Genomic DNA, 18,598 nt, shown 5'->3' on the forward strand with positions numbered 1-18,598 from the left:
CAAGCGTCCCGCGTTACGTCGCCAGCTTCGCGTCGAGCCGTGCCCGCACTTCCGGCCATTCGTCGTCGATGATGCTGAAACGCACCGAGTTGCGCTTGCGGCCATCCGGCATGATCCGTTCGTGACGCACGATGCCCTCCTGTTTCGCACCGAGCCTCAGGATCGCCGCGCGCGATCGCTCGTTCAGTTCGTCCGTCGTGAACTGCACGCGCACGCATTGCAGCGTGTCGAACGCATAAGCCAGCAGCAACCACTTCGCTTCGGTATTCGCACGCGTACGCTGGGCCGATTCGCTCAGCCACGTATGGCCGATCTCGAGCTTGCGGTTCTTGCGATCGATCTTCCAGAAGCGCGTGCTGCCGATCGCGCGGCCCGACGCGCGATCGACGATCACGAACGGCATCACGGTGCCGGCCGCCCGCCCCTGCAACGCCGTGTCGATGTAGGCGTCGACCGTCTGCGCACCCGGCACGACCGTGACCTTCAGGTTCCACAACGCGCCGTCGGCCGCGGCGTCCAGCAGCGCCTGCCGATCGGATGCGTCGAGCGGGCGCAGGACGACACGTTCGCCGGTGAGGGTCGGTTGTTCGAGGAAAGACGATGCGTCGGTCATGACGGGATTCCGGAGAAATGACGGCGATGGCGGTGAAGCGCCCATCATACGGCGATGCCGCTAGCCGAGGTGTGCGGCGAGCCGGCGGCGGATCGCCTTCGCTTCGCCGCGCAGTGCATCGGCGAACGCGTCGACGAGCAGGTTCTTCGGCCGGTGCTCGGGCACGATCAGGCTGACGCGGTACGGAAACGAACGCGTCAGCGGCCGCACGTGCAGGTCGCGGCCGACGAAATCGAGCGCCGTGAGCGGGTTGACGATCGCGGCCCCGAGCCCTTGCCGCACGAACGCGCATACCGACACGGCCGACGGCGTGTCGACCACCGAGCGCGGCGCGACGCCGAGCTGCGCGAACGCCTCGTCGATCAGGATGCGGTACGGATCGTTCAGTGACAGGCTCACGAACGGACGGTCGGCGAGATCCAGCAGGTCGATCGCGTCCTGCGCGAGCAACGGATGACCGTCGGGCAGCACGCACACCTCGTCGACTTCCAGCAGCGGCGTGAGCACGGTGCCGGCCGGCGCGACATCGTGCTCGGTCAGCCCGAGGTCGTAACGCTGCGCGGTCAACCACTCCTCCAGCACCGGCGACTCCTGCGTCGCGACCGACACGCTGACGCCCGCATGCGCGTCGTGAAAGCGCCGGCACGCACCGGGCAGGATCGCATGCGAGAACGCGGGCAGCGCGATCACCGACAATTGCCCGTCGCGAAACTCGCGCAGGCGCGCGGCCGTCGCCGCGACGCGTTCGAGCCCCACATACGCGAGCCGCACGTCGTCGAACAGCGTGAGTGCGGCCATCGTCGGACGCAGCCGACTGTGCGCGCGCTCGAACAGCGCAAAGCCGACGACCTGCTCCATCCGCGCGAGCTCGCGGCTGATCGTCGGTTGCGACGTGTACAGCATCTCGGCCGCCCGGGTCGTGCTGCCGGTGACCATCAGCGCGCGGAAAACCTCGATATGACGGTGCGTGAGCATGATCGTATATATCAGAAATGAATCGAGTATCGATATATAGGCATTTTACTGTATAGCCGATCAGGCGCATCATCCGGCTATCCGTTCATTCGATCCGATTCATCCGCCATGTCCCTCGATTCCCGCCAGCTCGCAGCGCTCGCGCAGCAATACGGCACCCCGTTGTGGGTGTACGACGCCGACGTCATCCGCGACCGCATCGCCCAACTGCGCCAGTTCGACGTGATCCGCTATGCGCAGAAGGCGAACTCGAACGTCCATATCCTGAAGCTGATGCGCGAGGAAGGCGCGTGCGTCGACGCCGTGTCGCTCGGCGAGATCGAGCGCAGCCTCGCGGCGGGGTTCAGTCCGGCAGGCGATCCTGCGGCAGGCGGTCCTGCGGCAGGCGGTCCTGCGGCAGGCGAGCCGGAAGGCGTCGTGTTCACGGCCGACCTGATCGACCGCCCGACGCTCGCGGCGGTGCTCAAGCACGGCGTGACCGTGAACGCCGGTTCGCTCGACATGCTCGCGCGCGTCGGCGAGCACGCGCCCGGCCACCGCGTGTGGCTGCGCGTCAACCCGGGCTTCGGCCACGGCCACAGCAACAAGACCAACACCGGCGGCCCGCAGAGCAAGCACGGCATCTGGATCGACGACGTACCGCGCGCGATCGAGATCGTGCGCCAGTACGGGCTGAAGCTGGTCGGCATCCACATGCACATCGGTTCGGGCGTCGACTACGGCCATCTGTCGCAGGTGTGCGATGCGATGGTCGATCTCGTCACGTCGCTCGGCCACGACATCGACGCGATCTCGGCCGGCGGCGGCCTGTCGATTCCGTATCGCGACGGCGAGCCGCGCGTCGACGTCGGCCACTACTTCAGCCAGTGGGACGCCGCGCGCAAGCGCATTGAACGGCATCTCGGCCACCCGGTGCGCATCGAGATCGAACCGGGCCGCTTTCTCGTCGCGGAAGCCGGCACGCTCGTCACCGAAGTGCAGGCCGTCAACCGTCGGCCGAAGCACGATTTCGTGCTGATCGACGCGGGCTTCAACGATCTGATGCGCCCGTCGATGTACGGCAGCTACCACGCGGTGTCGGTGCACGCGCATGATGGCGCGCTGCCTGCCGGCCGGCCGCTCGTCGACCTCGCGATCGCCGGGCCGCTGTGCGAATCGGGCGACGTGTTCACGCAGGATGCAGGCGGCGTGGTCACGCACCGCAAGCTCGCGCAGCCGCAGATCGGCGACTTGCTGTTCCTGCACGACGCGGGCGCGTACGGCGCGTCGATGTCGTCGAACTACAACAGCCGGCCGCTCGCGCCGGAAGTGCTCGTCGATCGCGGCACGCCACGGCTGATCCGCCGCCGGCAGACGATCGGCGAATTGCTCGCGCTGGAAACGTTCGAGTAACCCGCGTCCGGCGTGGCGAACGACCACGGCCAGGCTTGCCGCGACCGGCGGCCTGGCCGTTTTGCGTTGGGTCGCCGCCGTCGGCCTCACGATCGCGATCGTGCGCATCGGCGGCAACCGGCTTGCCGCCTGCCACGCACCGGGTGACGTCGGCCCGATGGTCGGCGCACCGCGGTACCTGCGTCAACCCGCGCGCTGCACGGGCGCCATCTTCGAGAAATATTTCGCGCCCGCGACGCAGCCCACCACCACGACCGTCACGACGACCATCGACGGCGGCACCGTCTCGTGCAGCAGCCCGGCCGCGAGCAGGAAACCGAAGAACGGCTGCAGCAACTGCAGCTGGCCGACGCCCGCGATGCCGCCGAGCGCGAGCCCGCGATACCAGAACACGAAGCCGATCAACATGCTGAACAGCGACACGTACGCGAGCCCCCACAGCGCGGCGGCATCGACGCCGTCGAACGACGCGGGCCAGGTCAGCCACGTGAGCGGCAGCATCAGCGGCAACGACAGCACGAGCGCCCACGAGATCACCTGCCAGCCGCCGAGCTCGCGCGACAGGCGCGCGCCCTCCGCATAACCGAGCCCGCACGCCACGACCGCGGCCAGCATCAGCGCATCGCCGACCACCGACGCCTGCCCGCCGTTGCGCAGCGCAAATGCGGCCACCGCGCCGCTGCCGACGATCGAGAAGATCCAGAACGGCAGCCGCGGCCGTTCGCCGCCGCGCCACACGCCGAACAGCGCGGTCGCGAGCGGCAGCAGCCCGACGAACACGATCGCATGCGCCGACGTCACGTGCTTCAGCGCAAGCGCCGTCAGCAACGGAAAACCGACCACGACACCGAGCGCGACGATGGCCAGCGACGCGGCCTCGGCACGCGACGGCCGCCGCTGCTTCAGCACGACGAGCAGCAGCAGGCCGAGCGCGCCGGCGATCGTCGCGCGGGCGAACGTGAGAAACAGCGGGTCGAGCCCTTGCACCGCGACGCGCGTCGCGGGCAGCGAGCCACTGAAGATGATGACGCCCAGCAGGCCGCTGAGCCATCCGTCGGTCGTTTTCTGCACGGTCGATCCTGATGGGAAGGGGGATGACCGATGATCCGCCGCCGGCCAAAACGGCGTAAGCTACAGCCCAATACAATTCAGACAAACTGTACTGGACAACCGGCCGTACAGTTCATCGTTCGCCATGCGCCATTCCGCCCCGCTTCCCGTCCCGATTCCCGCTCCACCCGCGCCGTCGCGCACGCGCGTGGAAACCGTCATGGACACGCTGCGCGCGCGGATCGCAAGCCGCGCGCTGATGCCCGGCGCGCGCGTGCCGTCGATCCGGATGATGGCCGACGCGCTCGGCGTATCGAAATCGACGGTCGTCGATGCGTACGAGCGGCTCGCGAGCGAAGGCGTGCTCGTCGCCCGGCGCGGCTCGGGCTTCTACGTGTCGGGGCACGCCCCGCCGCTCGCGCTCGCGGAGCTCGGCCCGCGCCTCGATCGCGAGCTCGATCCGCTGTGGCTGTCGCGCCAGTCGCTCGAAGCGGCGCCGACGTCGGTGAAGCCCGGCTGCGGATGGTTACCGTCGTCGTGGCTGCCCGACGAAAGCCTGCGTCGCGCGCTGCGCGCCGTGTCGCGCGACGAATCCGATGCGCTGACCGACTATGCGACGCCGCTCGGCCTGCCTGCGCTGCGCCAGCAACTCGCGTGGCGGCTCGCGCAGCACGGCGTCCACGCAGAACCCGCGCAGATCATGCTGACCGACGGCGGCACGCACGCGCTCGACCTCGTGTGCCGCCTGCTGCTGGAACCCGGCGATACGGTCGTGCTCGACGATCCGTGCTACTTCAACTTCCAGGCGCTGCTGCGCGCGCACCGCGCACGGATCGTCAGCGTGCCGTTCACGCCGAACGGCCCCGATCTCGTGCGCTTCGAACAGGTGCTCGCCGAGCATCGGCCGCGCCTGTACATCACCAACGCCGCGCTGCACAACCCGACCGGCGCGACGCTCGCGCCGCCCGTCGCGCACCGGCTGCTGACGCTCGCGGCCGAGCACGGGCTGCTGATCGTCGAGGACGACATCTTCGCGGATTTCGAGAGCACGCCCGCGCCGCGCCTCGCGGCGTTCGACGGGCTGTCGCGGGTCGTGTCGATCGGCAGCTTCTCGAAGACGCTGTCGGCCGCGATCCGCTGCGGCTATGTCGCCGCACGCCCGGAATGGATCGACGCGCTCGTCGACCTGAAGCTCGCGACGTCGTTCGGCAACGCGCAAATCGGCGCGAACGTCGTGCACCGGCTGCTGATCGACGGCACGTACCGGCGCCATCTCGACAGCCTGCGCGCGCGTCTCGCGGATGCGATGGGCGAAACGATCCGGCGTCTCGCACGGGCCGGGCTCGAAATCTGGACCGAGCCGCGCGGCGGGTTGTTCGTGTGGGCGCAATTGCCGGACGGGCTCGACGCCGCGCGCGTCGCACGTCATGCGCTGGACCACGACGTGGTGCTCGCGCCGGGCGACGTGTTCAGCGCGTCGCGCAGCGCGACGTCGTACATGCGCTTCAACGTGTCGCGCTGCAAGGGGCCGGCGGTATTCGATGCACTGGCGCGCGCGATGGAGGCGGCGCGAGTGGTGGCGCGCGGCGACGTGCCGGCCGGCAATTGACGCAAGCCGGCGGCGCAGCGGCGGGAGACCCCGCCGCCCGCGTCACACCTCGCCCGCATGCGCCCTCGCCCGCACCTCGGCGAACGACGTATCGACGAGCAGACGGCCGGTGTCGAACACCGTCTCGAGCGCTTCGTCCCATTCGCCTTCCAGCGTGCGATCGTCCCACGCAACCGGCAGCGTCACCGTCCGATACTCGCCGGTGCGGCGATTGCGCAGCAGCGTGAGCCGCCCCTTCTTCGAGCGCTTGCCCTGATCGGTGGCCGGGTCCTTCCGGACGTCATGCCATACGTCGCCACGCCGGATCGCCGAGCACTTCATCGCGAAGCGCTGCGTATCGCGGTTCACGCGCTGCAACAACGCGCCGCCCATGCCGAACACCACGTTGCCGGCCGCGTAGCCGGCCTCGTCGAGCGCGACGAGGATCGCCTCGATCGACTGCTCGTCGACCCCATCGCCCTGGATCACGCGCACGCGGTTCAGCACGCGCCGCCCCTTGCCGTTCACGGTCGAGCCGAACGACGCGTCGAGCGCACGCATGGTCTGCAGCACGATCGTCACCGGGTCGCCGGAATCGGGACGCACGACGAGCGTCGCGCCCGAATCGATCACCGCCTGGCGCAGCGGGCCGCCCCACATCTCCAGCGCGGCGAACAGATCGTAGGAGTCCGACACGACCGATACGATCGCGCCCGGCAAACCGAAGCGGGCGATCATGTTGCGGTACGCATCGGCCTCGCCTTCGCGCCCCCACGACGTGATCGTGCTGTGCTCGGCCGCCGGCACCGAGTACGCGGCCATCGGCTCGCGATAGAAGCGGTTCGCGGCCAGAACGCCGAGCACCGTGTCCGAACCCATGAAGCTCACGAGGTGCGCGGCGCCGCCGATCGCGGCCGATTCCGCGCTCGACACGCCGCGCGCGCCGAAGTCGTGCAGCTTGAACGGCAGTTGCGCGAGATCGTCGTCGGTCTTGTCGAGGAAGCGGCGAATCGTCTGCCGCAGGTGCCAGCTGCGGGTCGCCACCGTCACCGGATACCAGACGCGCAACAGCATCGTCTCGAGATACGACGCGAGCCAGAACACCTGCGGATCGTCGCATTCAACCGTCATCAGCACGTTGTGCACCGGCACGATCGAACCCTCCGGCACCGCGCGGATCTTCACCGGCAGGTAGCCGTCGTAGCGTTCGACGATATGGCGCCATCCGGCTTCGTTGAACGGCTCGCCGTGCACGGTGAAGAAATCGCGCGCCTCGTCGATCATCGCGTGCGTAACGGGCTTACACTGATACTCCTTCAGCAGCATCTGCAGGCCGAAGAACAGCGTGCGGTCGTAGCGGCCGCCGCGCGATTCGACGTACGAGAACATCGCCGATGCGTCCGGCGGATATTGCAGAAAGTGGGAAGCCTTGTACGAATCCGTGTTGAGAATCGGATTGGCGAGAACCGCGGCAAAGCCGCCGGGAACGTTTTGCATGGCTAGAGCTCCTCTAGGCCGTTGAAGTGCCGCCGCGTCTGTCGCGGCGGACCGGATGCGGGGAATCAGCGCGTCACAGCTTCCCCAGGAAGTGATATGCGATGTCGAAGTGATCCTCGAACATCACGTTGCGCATCTGCGCGAATTCGTTGAGCGGGACCCAGCGCGCCTTGTCGGCGTCGTCGCTGCCCTTCACGCGCGGCAGCTCGCCGATCGGAAAGTTGAACAGGCACGCATGCGTGATCGTGCGGCCGCGCAGCGAGCGCGTCGGGTGATCGAACACCTGGCGATCCTTGATCGAGCCGCGCAGCACCGGCTCCGGCAGCTTGAGCCCGGTTTCCTCGCGCAATTCGCGGATGCAGGCCGCATCGAGCCGTTCGTCCTGGTTCACGAAACCGCCCGGCAGCGCCCACAGGCCGCGGCCCGGTTCGCTACGGCGGCGCACGAGCAGGATATGCCCCGAGTGCACGACCACCGCGTCGACCGTCACGAACGTGACGGGATACGGCGCGGCCGCCCACGCCTTGCGATACGCGGCGATGAATTCGGCTTCCGACTTCAGTTGCGCGAATTCCGGCTGCGTGCGGAACCGCTCGAGCCAGCCGAACACGGGTTCCGGCACGGCCCACTGCACGAAGCTGTTGGTTCGTTCGGCGAAATACTGGTCGCGGATTTCGGTCGCGGAAATGTCTTCCGTCGCGTCGACGTCGACGAGCTCCCATTGCGGGAACATCCGCAGGTAGTACGACGTGGCGTCCTTCTCGTGGCCGATCAGCCCGACCTTGCGCTGCGCGACGTCGCCGAGCGCGGAGGCGACCGCATCCTGCACCCAGCGCACCCAGTCGCCGTCGTTGTAGGTCGAATCCTGCAGCGGCGCGATCGTCACGCGGTCGCGCTCGGACGCGTCGAGCAGCGAAGCCAGCATCTGCCGGCGCTCGTCGAACGAGAACGGATCCTTGATGGTGCGGGGCTTGTCGGTTGACCCGATCAGCACGCACACGCGCTCGGCCCGGCTCAGTGCCGACTTCAGCACGTTCAGGTGACCACGATGCGGAGGCTGGAAACGACCAATGAAAACGAGCGCGTCGAAGCGCCGGTTCTGTTGCGTACTCATGAGGCTCCCTCAAGAGATTGAAACGCTCCGGGTCTGTCCCGAAGGGTTGAAACGAATCCTAGGGGAAATCCCGAGGTACGTCAATCGAGCAGGGTCGAGCCCGCACTCGACTTGACGAAGTCTGACGAAACACCGTTTATTGGCGCGTTACACTCGATTTCATCCCAATCCGCAACCTGGCGCCCGCCCTCATGAGGATCTCAGTCAGCCGGACCGTCGACGTCGATCGCAGGCGCCTCTTCACGTGGTCGCAGGACTACGGCCGGCGGCTCGTGTGGGACAACTTCCTCATCGATGCGTATCTGCCCGACGGAACGACCGCCGACGTCGGCGTCGACGCGTTCTGCCGCAGCCGGTCGGGCGCGACGATGGTGTCGCGCTACATCTCGTACCGTCCGCCGCAGGTCGCCGCCGTCGAAATGGTCGAAGGACCGAAGGTGCTCGAACGCTTCAGCGGCAGCTGGAACTTCACCGAGCACACACCCGGGTCGACCGAGGTGAAGTTCACGTACCACTTCCGGGCGCAGCCGTCGTGGCTGCGCTGGCTGCTGGAGCCGCTGATCGGCGCGTTCTATCTCGTGCAGACGCGTCGGCGTCTCGATTCGTTCAAGCGCTGGGCCGAAGCCGAAGCGCTGCCGCGCTGATCGGCGCCGCCGCCGCGCGCCCGCGCCATCAGACATTTGCCAGATTCGACGAAGCCGGGGAAACTACGGGCCACCGTCATCCCGCGTCATGCCCTGACCGAGAGAACAGGGCGCTCACTGTAACGACATCGACACAAACACAATCCGATGAGCCTGATATCCCGATTCTTTGGCCGCAAGGAAGCGCCCGAAAACCCCGTCGCACTGGTCGCCGCACCCGAAGTCGAGAATCCGCTGAGCATGACGGTCGTCTTCGACGGTCCGCTGCAGGTCGACATCGCCGCACTGACGGCTGCGCTGCGCGCGTACCACCCCAGCATGAAGCAGGCACGCGTCGAAACCGAGCCGACGCTGGAGCAGGTATTCGGGCTCGCCGGCTGGGGCAACCATGTCGTCCGGCTGGTCGGCTTCGATGCGCCCTATCCGTCCGACGCGCTGGAAACGTGCGTCGCGCCCGCGCATTACGGGCCGGACCTGAAGCAGCAGGTACGCGCGAGCCGCAGCCACGTGATCCTCTATTACGCCGGGCATGAAGCGAATCCGCTCGACCAGTATGTCGCGCTGGCGGCCGTCGCCGGCGCGCTGGCCGAACAGAACGGCGTCGCGGTGCTGAACGAGCACGCGCACACGTCATTGCCGGCCGGCGTCTTCAACGCGAAGGAACTCGGCGAAGAAAGCCTCGAAGTGCTGCGCGACATCCCGCTGAACCTGTTCTTCTGCGGCTTCGTGAAATACGAGGTCGAAGGCGTCGAAGGCGTATGGATGCGCACCTACGGCGCCGACGTGTTCGGCCTGCCCGATTTCGCCGCGCTCGCAGCGGGCCATCACGAAGGCGAACGCTATTCCGGCATCTTCAACAACGTGATGCACTACCTGCTGGACAGCGGCGCACGGATGCAGGCGGGCGAAACGATGCAGATCGGCACGGAAACGTTCATGAAGCTGCGCGAGCCGCTCGAGAGCGAGTACTACCTGCAAGGGCCCGCACAGGTGCTGGTGGCCGAGCTGATCTCGGCGGACGAAATCAATCGCTGACACGCACATTGATGCGCGGCGTGCGGGGTCGAACGTGCTCTAACCAATCCGCGCGCCGCCACGGCGCATGGCGGCTGCGTGACAGTCGCTCGCCCCACCCCGATGAGGAGATGCCCATGTTCGGCGTTCGCGTTGCACTCACGTCGGCCGTGATCGGCCTGTCGTTGCCGGCCATGGGGCATCCCGCAGGAAGTCGAACGCTTCTCCGGCCCTGGCTGGCGCGGCATGCACGCGACGATGACGTGCGGCGTCAGTGACCCGGAAACGGGCTTCCACGCGGCCGGCGGCGAATGCTACTGGGCCGTGCCGGGCAACGGCAAGCGCGCGGCCATCGCGGGAAGCGACGGCATCGTCGGCACCGACGATGCAACGCTGCGCAGCGTGTCGACGTTCCGGTTCGGACGCTAGCGCGTCACGAACGATTCCGCGCCCGCTTCGCGGCGCATCATCGTTGCGGTATTGACGACCAAGGCGCGAAATGCCTGTTCAAGCCGGCACGCCGCCGCGCGCCACCTGCTGCCGAACCTGCGCATGCGTGCCGAGCGCCGTGGCGATCGCATCGACGGCATCGGCCGCGCGCGCCGCGCCGCACATGAACGCGTCGACGGCCGCGAAACGATGCTCGGGCCACGTATGGATCGTGATGTGCGACTCCGCCAGCAGCACGACGCCCGTCACGCCATGCTCGCCGCCGAAATGGTGGAAGTGCGCGCCGATCACGCGCGCGCCGGCCCGTTGCGCCGCGTCGGTGAGGATCGCCTCGAGCCGCGCGGCGTCACGCAGCAGCGCCGCGTCGATGCCGGCCAGGTCGGCCAGCACGTGCGAGCCGAGCACCGCGCAGGGCGGCGCGATCCCGTCGCGCGCGGTCATTTGTGCGACCCGTACGACGAGTAGCCGCTGCGCGCGGAGGAACTGCCCCACCCGCCGCCGCCCGAACCGCCGCCGCCGATCGACGCGCAACTGAACAGCGTGACGACGATCAGGCCGTAGATGCCGTAAAGGATGTACCGGATCACGCGTTGCCCCCGTCCGACGCAAAACGCGCCCACAGCCATTCCGGCAGCCACAGCACCAGCAGGCCGACCAGCACGTAGACGGAGCGTCCGGTAAACGAGAACAGCGAACCCAGGTTGAAGATCACGAGCAACGCGCTGAACACGAACGGCAGCGGCGCGAAACTGTGCGACCCCTTCCTGCCGAACAGGCCCGTCGATTCGGTGGCGCCCGCGGCAGCCGCGGTGGCTGTCCCAAGCGCCGGCGTGCCGAAACGCTCGGCAAGCGCGCTGCCCGACAGCGGCCGCGCACGCGACCAGACGATCTCCGCATCACTGCGCTCGCGCGTCAGCTTGTCCTTCTGCCAGCCGTAGTCGACGATCGACGTGCGGTCGCCCGCCTGCACGCGCCAGTTGAATGCCCCGACCACGTAGACGACCTCCGATTCGTATTCCTCGCGCAAACGGTAGGTCTTGCCGCCATCCGTCACGCTGGATTCGCCGCCGATCGTCGGCCAATGGTCGAGCACCTGCACGCGCTCCCAGCGCCCTTCGCTCTGCACCAGCCACAGGAAGCCGCGCTTCGGGTTCAGCAGCAGGTATTCGTCCCATGTCTCGGCGTCGCCCGGCACCCGGCAGCACATCATGCCGATCACCGTGTACTTCACGCCGTCGAACGTGCCGATCGCGCCGAGTTCGAGCGCGCCCTTCACCGATTCGAGCTTGCGCTGCGCCGCGAACACGGTCTGCTGCTCGGCCGTGCACTGCACGCCCGCGTGGCAGTTGCCGCACACGACGTAGTCGGCCACGTTCGGCGCATAGGACAGTGGCGCACCGCAGCTCGGGCACGCGAACGGCACCATCTCCGCGCCGCGTTTCTCGCGCATATCGTTTTCGGTATCGCGCAAGCCCGTGAACGCGAGCGCATCGAATTCCAGCGCCTCGCCCGAATAGACGGCCGGGATGCCGCCGTTCGACTCGGCGTCGGAATAGTCGTAGGTCGCGAATGCATTGCCGGTGCGCAGGTCGACGACGCGCGCTTCCCACCCGGCATCGACGCGGAACGGCAGCTCGCCGTCGCCGCCCGTGCAGCGTGCGGTACGCACGTCGGACACCAGATACGCGCGGCCGCCGTGGTCGATCCGCATGCCCGGTTCGAGCGTGCCGAATGCGGGCCACGCTCGGCCTGCCGCATCGTCGGGTTCGCGCACCGTGATCGCGTACTGGCCCGACGCATCCGACAGCCATCCGAACGCGCCGTCGTCGAACACGACGTACCATTCGCTCCACGCACCGGCGTCGTAGGTCATCTGGAGGCGGCCGAGCACCGTGAACACGCGGTTACCGAAGCGCCCGGCCGTGCCGATCTGGATCGGCGATGCATCGTCGAGCACCGTGGCCAGTTCGCCGATACGCTCGACGTCGGCGCCGCGCTTGAGCAGCGTGCTGCGGCAGAACGCGCAGACGGCCATCACCGCCGCGGCCGAGCGAAACTCGACCGGCGCGCCGCATTGGGGGCACGAGGTACGGAACATGCGCGACGCTTACCGCGTGAGCTTCGCGAGGATCTCGGCCTTCGCGCGCGAATATTCGTCTTCGGTCACGAGGCCCTTGTCGAGCAGCGCCTTCAACTGCTCGAGCCGCTGCACGTAATCGGTGCCCTCGGCCGCTGCCGCGGCTACCGGCGCCGCAACGGGCGCGGGCGGCGCAGCCTGCGCCGGTTGCGCGGCGCCCGCGATCTGGCCGGCCATCGCCTGGCCGATCGCCGCACCGGCGGCCAGCCCCGCGCCGACCCCGGCGATGCCGCCCGGGTTTTGCGCGGCGAGCGGAATCGCCTGCGCGGTCTGGTATTGCGTGGCGCGCGCGAGATCGCCGGCCATCCCCGCTCCGATCCGCAGATCGAGGGCCTTTTGCAGTTCGGCCGGCAGCGACACGCTCTCGACCGCGAACGCGTCGAGCGCGAGCCCGTAGCGCGTGAACACCGGCACCAGCGCGTCGGCGACACGCTGCGACAGCAGCGACTGGTTCGCGGCCATGTCGACGAACGGCACGTCGGCCGAGCCGAACGTCGTGCTCATCGCGGTGACGACCAGGTTGCGCAGTTGCTGCTCGAGATCGTCGACCGTATAGGCCGCGCGCGTGCCGCTGACCTCGCGATGGAACGCGGCCGCATCGACGATCCGGTACGAGTAGATGCCGAACGCGCGCAGTTGCACGAAGCCGAATTCGCGATCGCGGATCGTTACCGGCTGCGCGGTACCCCACCGTCGGCCCAGCTGCAACCGCGTGCTGAAGAAGTAGACGTCCGACTTGAAAGGCGACTGAAAGAATTTGTCCCAGTTCTTCAGGTTCGTGAGCACCGGCAGCGTGCCCGTTTCCAGCGTATAGAGCCCCGGCTGGAACACGTCGGCAACCTTGCCCTCGTTGACGAAGATCGCGACCTGCGTTTCGCGCACGGTCAGCTTGCCGCCGTACTGGATTTCCTGGTCTTCCATCGGATAGCGCCAGGCCAGCACGCCGTCGGTGTCTTCCGTCCATTGCAGGACGTCGATGAACTGCTTGCGGATGAATGAACCCAGACTCATGTCGGTCTCCTCGAAGCGCGTGGCGCGTCAGGTCAGGCAGGCGGCATTGATGATGCCGACGACGAGCGACGCGGTGCCCATCAGGCCGCCCATCGCGACGTTGCGATCCTCGATCGCATGATTCATGCCGGGCATCACGCGCGTCAGCACCGCATAGGTGATCAGTTGCACGATCATCGCGCCGACGGCCCAGATCACGACTTCGCCGAGCGTGGAATTGTGCGCGATGCTGGACGCGAGCGTCAGGCAGAAACCGATCAGCGCGCCGCCGAACGACAGCGTCGCGGCCGCGTTGCCGTCGCGGATCAGCGCGAGTTCGTCGAACGGGGTGACCTTCAGGTACACTGCCGCGAACACGAGAAGCAGCACGAACGCCGACAGTAAATGAACCGCATAAAGATAGGCACTATTCATTCTTTTCCTCGGATTTTGTGCTCGGTTCGCCGCCCCGTCGCCGGTCGGCCCGCGCGGGGCCGCCAGACGAAAATCCGCGCCAGTATATCCACATTGCCGAACACTGCACAACGGATGCGCGATGCTGCATAAGCGTGCGCTCGTCCTGTCGATCCTCGTGCTCGCGTCGTGCGGGCTCGGCTACGAACTGATCAGCAGCGCGCTGTCGAGCTACCTGCTCGGCGATTCGATCCTGCAGTTCTCGTCGGTGATCGGCTGCTACCTGTTCGCGATGGGGATCGGCTCGTGGCTCGCGAAGTTCGTCGAGGACGACGACGTGCTCGACCGCTTCGTCGACATCGAGCTGCTCGTCGGCCTGCTCGGCGGCGTATCGGCCGCGCTGCTGTTCGTCGTGTTCGCCTGGCTCGCCGCACCGTTTCGCGCGGCGCTTTACGCACTGGTGCTCGCGCTCGGCCTGCTGATCGGGATGGAAATTCCGCTCGTGATGCGCGCGTTCCAGCAGCGGCGCCAGGCGTTCCGCCATACCGTCAGCGAGGTGCTGACCTTCGACTATCTCGGCTCGCTCGCCGTGTCGCTGATCTTCCCGCTCGTGCTCGCGCCGCGTCTCGGCCTGCTGCGTACGAGCTTCCTGTTCGGGCTCCTGAACGCATTCGTCGCACTGTGGACGACCCACCTGTTCCGCGACGAAATCCGCAACGTGCGCGGCAAGCTGATGCGCGCGTCGCTCGTGATCGGGCTGCTGATCGCCGGGTTCGCGCTGTCGGAGCGCATCACGCACTGGGCCGAGCGCGGCGTATACGGCGACGAGACGATCTATTCGGAAACGACGCCGTACCAGCGCATCGTGCTCACGCAGTGGCACGACGACATGCGGCTGTACCTGAACGGCAACCTGCAATTCTCGTCGCGCGACGAGCACCGCTATCACGAAGCGCTGATCCATCCGGCCATCGAGGCGCTGCCGTGGGCCAAGCGCGTGCTCGTGCTGGGCGGCGGCGACGGCCTCGCGGTGCGCGAACTGCTCAAGCACCGCAATCTCGAACGCATCACGCTCGTCGATCTCGATCCCGCGATGACGAAGCTGTTCTCGACGTCCGCGCCGCTCGTCAAGCTGAACCAGGGCGCGCTGAAGGATCCGCGCGTGCAGGTGATCAACGACGACGCGGTGCGCTGGCTCGAATCGAATGCCGACGTGTACGACGCGATCGTCGTCGACTTCCCCGATCCGACCAACTTCGGACTCGGCCGCCTGTATTCGGTGCCCGTATTCCGGCTGCTCGCGCGGCACCTGTCGGAGAACGGCTACACGGTGATCCAATCGACGTCGCCGTATTTCGCGCCGCATGCGTACTGGACCATCATCGCGACGTTGCGCGAAGCCGGGTTCAACACGTGGCCGTACCACTGCTACGTGCCGTCTTTCGGCGACTGGGGCTTCGTGATCGCCGGCAAGCGCCGCGATTTCACAGTGCCGACGCACTACTCGGTGCCGACGCGCTGGCTCGATCCGCAAACGGCCGCCGAGATGTTCCACTTTCCGGCCGACATGCCGGCGCTGCCGATGTCGCCGAACGAACTCAACGACCAGCCGCTCGTGCGCCGCTTCGACGACGACTGGAAGCACGTACTGCGCTGATGGACCGTCGCACGTTCCTCGTCGCGTCGGCGGCCGCGTCGCTCGCCGCCTGCGGCCGCACCGGCTGGATCGAGACGACGCCGCGCATCGACTACCCCGGCATGCGCGAAGGCCATGCGCTGCGCGACCATGCCACGCTGCCGCCGCCGTCCGGCACGATCGAGACGGACGTCGCGATTCTCGGCGCCGGCGCGGCCGGGCTGTCGTGCGCATGGCAGCTCGCGCGCGCCGGCCATACGCGCTTCACGGTCCTCGCCGGCCCCGAATTCGGCGGCAACGCGGCCGGCGGCCGCTTCGGCGAGCTCGGCTATCCGAAGGGCGCGCACTACCTGCCGCTGCCGTCGCTCGAATCCGTGCATCTGCGCGACATGCTCGCCGATCTCGGCGTGATCGAATCCGCGCCGTTCTCCGCGCGCCCCGTGTACGACGAGCGTGCCCTCGTCCACGCGCCGGACGAACGGCTGTTCATCGGCGGGCAGTGGCAGGACGGCATCGTGCCGACCGCCGGCCTCGACGCCGACGCACTCGCGCAGCAAGCGCGCTTCTTCGCGTACACCGACGGGCTGCGCACCGCGCGTGGCACCGACGGCCGCAAGGTGTTCTGCATCCCGATCGCGGAATCGTCGCGCGACCCGCGCTGGCGCGCACTCGACCGGCGCTCGTTTCGCCAGTGGCTGCGCGACGAGGGCTACACCGCGAAAGCGCTGCACTGGTATCTGGACTATTGCTGCCGCGACGACTACGGCGCCGGTTACGAGCACGTCTCCGCATGGGCCGGGCTGCACTATTTCTCGTCGCGCGGCGGCCATGCGGGCGATGCGGGCGACGGCGCGGTGCTGACCTGGCCCGACGGGCTGCACACGATGGTGACGAAGCTGAGCGATTCGATCGCCGCACGCACCGGCTCGAACGCATGGTCGCGCGACGGCTTCGCGGTGCGCGCGACCGAACGTGCGGGCGGCGTCGACGTGCTGTGCGCCCGCGTCGGCCACGACGGCGCGCTGTCGACGTTCATGCTGAAGGCGCGCCGGGTCGTTTCCGCGATGCCGCTGTTCGTCGCGGCGCGCGTGTTTCCGCAGATGCCCGCATACGGCTTCGATCCCGCACGCGACCTGCCGCCGCGCGCGCCGTGGCTCGTGTCCAATTTCCTGCTCGACGGCATGCCGGCCGAGGAAGCCGGCGTACCGCTCGCGTGGGACAACGTCGTCTACGACAGCGTGGGGCTCGGCTATGTCGTGTCGACGCACCAGTTGATCCGGATGTCGCCGCCGACGCGCTCCGTCTTCTCCGCCTATCAGGCATTGAGCACGCAAACGCCGGACGATACGCGCCGCTGGCTCGCGCAGGCGAAGCCCGACGCGTTGCGCGAGCAGGCGGCAATCGACCTGCAGGCCGTGTACGGACGCGAGCTGTGGAAGCATGCGACCGCACTCGAGATCACCGTGCGCGGCCATGCGATGGCGACACCCGACGTCGGCTTCCTGAGCCGACCGGGGCTGCTCGCGCTGCGCGATGCCGACGGCCCCGTCGTGTTCGCGCATGCCGACCTGTCCGGGCTGTCGCTGTTCGAGGAAGCGTCGTACTGGGGCATGCTGGCGGCCCGGCGCGTGCTGGCCTGACAACCGCCGTTCGTCATTGCGGCGTCGCCGCCACCCGCTATAATCGCGCGACATTCCGACTGCATTGAGCAGGCCGACGGTGGCGCGCCGTTCGACGCGCCGCACGCCCTTCTCGACAACAACAATGACGAACCAAACCCTCCGACGCCTTCGCCCGTTCGTGCGCGCCGCCGCGCGCGTGCTCGCGTGCGCCCCGCTCCTCGGCGGGCCACTGGCGCTGCATGCGGCCGACGCCGCCGGCACGACCGCTGCCGTGCCCACGTCCGGGCGCTACATCGTCGTCGACACCGGCCACACGCCCGCGCATCCGGGCTCCACCGGCGCCAGCGGCCGCGTCGAATACCTGTACAACCTCGACCTGTCCGGCGCGGTCGCCGACACACTCGCCGCGCACGGCGATCGCGTGCTGCGCACGTCGGCAGACGGCCGCGAGATCGCGCTCGATCGGCGCTCGACGCAAGCGCCCGACGCGAACCTGTTCGTATCGATCCATCACGACTCGATGCAGCAACAGTTCATCGACGCGGGCCGGCAGCGCGAATTCCGCGGCTTCTCGGTGTTCGTGTCGGCGCGCAACCCGCACTATGCGGAAAGCCTGCGTTGCGCGAAGGCGATCGCCGAGCGGCTGGTCGCGGCCGGCGAACGGCCGTCGCTGTATCACGCGCAGCCGATCAAGGGCGAGAACCGCCCGCTGATCGACCCGCCACTCGGCATCCATCGCTTCGACGATCTCGTCGTGCTGCGCACCGCGCCGATTCCCGCCGTGCTCGTCGAGGCTGGCGTGATCGTCAATCCGGACGAAGAAGCGCGGCTCGCGCGCCGCGAGACGATCCAGCGCCTGTCCGCCGCGATCGCGGGCGGCATCGACGCGTGTACGACGCCCGGATAAACGACGGTATCGCCCGCCCGGTTCACCGGTTTTCACCCCAGTCAGGAGACTCATCATGAAGAAAAAGAATCTGCTCGCGTCCTGCGCGTTGCTCGCCCTTGCCGTTCCGTTCGCCGCGCATGCGGCCGGCTGCGGGAAGCCGCGCAGCGCGTTCGACCAGGTGTATTGCACGAGCACGCAGTTCTCGCAGTCCGACCGCGATCTCAACGACGAGTACGGCCGGCTGCGCAAGCAACTGAGCGGCGACCAGCAGGCAGCGCTGAAGTCCGGGCAGCTCGCGTGGCTGAAACAACGCGATGCGCAGTGCAGCGAGACGCGCGGCAGCAGCTACCTCGTCGATATCCAGTGCGCGAACGACATGACGCAGGCGCGGCTGTCGTTCCTGCGTGAGCGTGAGCGCGAATGCTCGAGCACCGGGTGCGTGACGTCGAAGCTCGGGGAGTAAGGGCGCGACGCATGCGATGCCGCGACGCGTTTCGCGGCATTGCACCCCGAAATGAATCACACGAGGGCGCTTGACGTCGAACACGACGACGATCGCCCCCTTCCCTGATC

The 18,598-nt window shown here is 67.9% G+C and carries 19 protein-coding genes; 9 read left to right on the forward strand and 10 right to left on the reverse strand.

Annotated elements, in window-relative coordinates; translation table 11 throughout:
- Positions 1-13: 13 nt before the first annotated feature.
- Together QZM15_RS11165 and QZM15_RS11170 are read right to left on the reverse strand one after the other, a co-directional pair.
- Positions 14-613: a GNAT family N-acetyltransferase gene (locus tag QZM15_RS11165; RefSeq protein ID WP_302106378.1), complete on the reverse strand. Its 600-nt coding sequence runs from the start codon at positions 611-613 to the stop codon at positions 14-16.
- A 60-nt stretch (positions 614-673) separates the two neighbouring features.
- On the reverse strand, positions 674-1,588 hold the full coding sequence (locus QZM15_RS11170) for a LysR family transcriptional regulator (RefSeq protein WP_302106379.1): 915 nt from the start codon (positions 1,586-1,588) through the stop codon (positions 674-676).
- Between the two features lie 108 nt (positions 1,589-1,696).
- Here QZM15_RS11170 and lysA point away from each other — a divergent pair, with 108 nt between their 5' ends.
- The gene (lysA, locus tag QZM15_RS11175; RefSeq protein ID WP_302106380.1) at positions 1,697-2,980 is read left to right on the forward strand and encodes a diaminopimelate decarboxylase; all 1,284 of its coding nucleotides are present in this window, start codon (positions 1,697-1,699) and stop codon (positions 2,978-2,980) included.
- Positions 2,981-3,163: 183 nt separating this feature from the next.
- On the opposite strand, the gene QZM15_RS11180 is transcribed toward lysA, so the two are convergent.
- Positions 3,164-4,051: a DMT family transporter gene (locus QZM15_RS11180; RefSeq protein WP_302106381.1), complete on the reverse strand. Its 888-nt coding sequence runs from the start codon at positions 4,049-4,051 to the stop codon at positions 3,164-3,166.
- 124 nt (positions 4,052-4,175) lie between these two features.
- Here QZM15_RS11180 and QZM15_RS11185 point away from each other — a divergent pair, with 124 nt between their 5' ends.
- A complete protein-coding gene (locus tag QZM15_RS11185; RefSeq protein WP_060310629.1) occupies positions 4,176-5,639 on the forward strand; it encodes a PLP-dependent aminotransferase family protein in 1,464 nt (487 codons plus the stop codon).
- Positions 5,640-5,681: 42 nt separating this feature from the next.
- Here QZM15_RS11185 and QZM15_RS11190 read toward each other — a convergent pair whose 3' ends face one another.
- Positions 5,682-7,115 (reverse strand): nicotinate phosphoribosyltransferase, encoded by a 1,434-nt coding sequence (locus QZM15_RS11190; RefSeq protein WP_302106382.1) that lies wholly within the window; start codon positions 7,113-7,115, stop codon positions 5,682-5,684.
- A 73-nt stretch (positions 7,116-7,188) separates the two neighbouring features.
- The gene (locus QZM15_RS11195; protein WP_302106383.1) at positions 7,189-8,229 is read right to left on the reverse strand and encodes a bifunctional nicotinamide-nucleotide adenylyltransferase/Nudix hydroxylase; all 1,041 of its coding nucleotides are present in this window, start codon (positions 8,227-8,229) and stop codon (positions 7,189-7,191) included.
- Between the two features lie 191 nt (positions 8,230-8,420).
- On the opposite strand from QZM15_RS11195, the gene QZM15_RS11200 reads away from it, so the two are divergent.
- From QZM15_RS11200 to QZM15_RS11210, 3 genes are all read left to right on the forward strand, one after another.
- Positions 8,421-8,873, forward strand: coding sequence for an SRPBCC family protein (locus QZM15_RS11200; protein WP_059584660.1), 453 nt, complete (start codon positions 8,421-8,423; stop codon positions 8,871-8,873).
- A 147-nt stretch (positions 8,874-9,020) separates the two neighbouring features.
- Positions 9,021-9,908, forward strand: coding sequence for a DUF4261 domain-containing protein (locus QZM15_RS11205; RefSeq protein ID WP_302106384.1), 888 nt, complete (start codon positions 9,021-9,023; stop codon positions 9,906-9,908).
- A 225-nt stretch (positions 9,909-10,133) separates the two neighbouring features.
- The gene (locus tag QZM15_RS11210) at positions 10,134-10,316 is read left to right on the forward strand and encodes a hypothetical protein (protein ID WP_221622688.1); all 183 of its coding nucleotides are present in this window, start codon (positions 10,134-10,136) and stop codon (positions 10,314-10,316) included.
- Positions 10,317-10,394: 78 nt separating this feature from the next.
- Here the strand turns inward: QZM15_RS11210 and speD are convergent, their stop codons facing one another.
- Genes speD through QZM15_RS11235 form a run of 5 tightly spaced genes read right to left on the reverse strand, consistent with a single transcriptional unit; the run spans position 10,395 to position 13,899 of the window.
- Positions 10,395-10,778, reverse strand: a complete 384-nt coding sequence (gene speD, locus QZM15_RS11215) for an adenosylmethionine decarboxylase (protein ID WP_124859859.1) — start codon at positions 10,776-10,778, stop codon at positions 10,395-10,397.
- Positions 10,775-10,924, reverse strand: a complete 150-nt coding sequence (locus tag QZM15_RS11220) for a hypothetical protein (RefSeq protein WP_155634559.1) — start codon at positions 10,922-10,924, stop codon at positions 10,775-10,777. The genes speD and QZM15_RS11220 overlap by 4 nt, the downstream gene beginning before the upstream one ends.
- Complete coding sequence (locus QZM15_RS11225) at positions 10,921-12,435, reverse strand: DUF4178 domain-containing protein (protein WP_302106385.1); 1,515 nt, start codon at positions 12,433-12,435, stop codon at positions 10,921-10,923. Before QZM15_RS11225 ends, QZM15_RS11220 begins: the two co-directional genes overlap by 4 nt.
- A 9-nt stretch (positions 12,436-12,444) precedes the next feature.
- A complete protein-coding gene (locus tag QZM15_RS11230) occupies positions 12,445-13,485 on the reverse strand; it encodes an SPFH domain-containing protein (RefSeq protein ID WP_302106386.1) in 1,041 nt (346 codons plus the stop codon).
- 27 nt (positions 13,486-13,512) lie between these two features.
- A complete protein-coding gene (locus QZM15_RS11235; RefSeq protein WP_006480820.1) occupies positions 13,513-13,899 on the reverse strand; it encodes a DUF350 domain-containing protein in 387 nt (128 codons plus the stop codon).
- A 121-nt stretch (positions 13,900-14,020) separates the two neighbouring features.
- Between QZM15_RS11235 and QZM15_RS11240 the strand changes: the two genes are divergently transcribed.
- From QZM15_RS11240 to QZM15_RS11255, 4 genes are all read left to right on the forward strand, one after another.
- Positions 14,021-15,535, forward strand: a complete 1,515-nt coding sequence (locus QZM15_RS11240; RefSeq protein ID WP_302106387.1) for a polyamine aminopropyltransferase — start codon at positions 14,021-14,023, stop codon at positions 15,533-15,535.
- A complete protein-coding gene (locus QZM15_RS11245) occupies positions 15,535-17,154 on the forward strand; it encodes an NAD(P)/FAD-dependent oxidoreductase (RefSeq protein ID WP_302106388.1) in 1,620 nt (539 codons plus the stop codon). Before QZM15_RS11240 ends, QZM15_RS11245 begins: the two co-directional genes overlap by 1 nt.
- A gap of 124 nt (positions 17,155-17,278) precedes the next feature.
- The gene (locus QZM15_RS11250; RefSeq protein WP_059584647.1) at positions 17,279-18,043 is read left to right on the forward strand and encodes an N-acetylmuramoyl-L-alanine amidase; all 765 of its coding nucleotides are present in this window, start codon (positions 17,279-17,281) and stop codon (positions 18,041-18,043) included.
- A gap of 55 nt (positions 18,044-18,098) precedes the next feature.
- Entirely contained in the window at positions 18,099-18,488 is a 390-nt protein-coding gene (locus tag QZM15_RS11255) for a lysozyme inhibitor LprI family protein (protein ID WP_059584645.1), read from the forward strand.
- Positions 18,489-18,598: the final 110 nt, after the last annotated feature.

Origin of the sequence: Burkholderia sp. AU44665, from assembly GCF_030504405.1 — a bacterium.
In the GTDB taxonomy this organism is placed as follows: Bacteria; Pseudomonadota; Gammaproteobacteria; order Burkholderiales; family Burkholderiaceae; genus Burkholderia; species Burkholderia semiarida.